This window comes from Paraburkholderia sp. BCC1885, from assembly GCF_900996235.1.
Taxonomy (GTDB): Bacteria; Pseudomonadota; Gammaproteobacteria; order Burkholderiales; family Burkholderiaceae; genus Paraburkholderia.
Genome location: NZ_CAAJGM010000027.1, coordinates 1 through 777, shown reverse-complemented (window position 1 = coordinate 777; position 777 = coordinate 1). Strand labels below are relative to the sequence as shown.

The window sequence follows — 777 nt, the reverse complement described above, 5'->3', positions numbered from 1 at the left end:
GATGCTCGACGGTGTGAGCGTGGCGGATTTCGAGCGCGACGATGTCCACCGGGAAACCGGACGGCAACTGGGTAACGGGCTGGAGCAGCTCACTGCCCGCGACGCGGCCGGACGGCTCGCGCATCAGGTGTTGCAGGGCACAGGGGGGAGCGCGGGGGGCAAGCTCGCGGAGCGTCGCTACAGCTACGATGCGGCGGGTCAGCTGGAACAGATCGGGGACATGCGGCGCGGTGTGATCCGCTACGCGTATGACCCGCTCGGGCGGCTCACGCGGGCGCAGTCGTCGCTGGGCGTGGAGACCTTCGCGTTCGATCCGGCGAGCAACCTGCTGGAGCGCAATGAGCGCAGTGAGCTCGACGGGCAGGGTCCTGGTCTGCTGGGGCCGAAGAGCGGCCAGCCGGCACTGCTCGACAACCTGCTGAAGGACTATGCAGGCACGCACTTCGAATACGATGAACGGGGCAACCTGCGCGAGCGCGTGGCCAACGGGGAGAAGACGACGTTTGGCTGGAACAGCTTCAACCGGCTGGTGTCGGCGACGACCCGGCGCATGGAGGCGACGTATGTCTACGACGCGCTGGGGCGGCGCATCGCGAAGTCCTCGGAGGCGCAGGTGCCGTGGAACCCGAACGCGGGCAGCGGCTGGGCGGAGGTGGAGCGCAAACGTCTGAATAACGAGTTCGGCTATGGACTGACGCTGTACGGCTGGGACGGCGATACGCTGGCGTATGAAACGTCGTGGGAGAAGCGCACGACGACGCACTACGTGTACGAGCC

1 pseudogene is annotated in these 777 nt (G+C 67.1%); it reads left to right on the top strand.

The features are described 5' to 3' along the window. Nucleotides 1-127: 127 nt before the first annotated feature. Nucleotides 128-777, top strand: a pseudogene (locus FQ755_RS02305) (RHS repeat domain-containing protein); the annotation flags it as partial.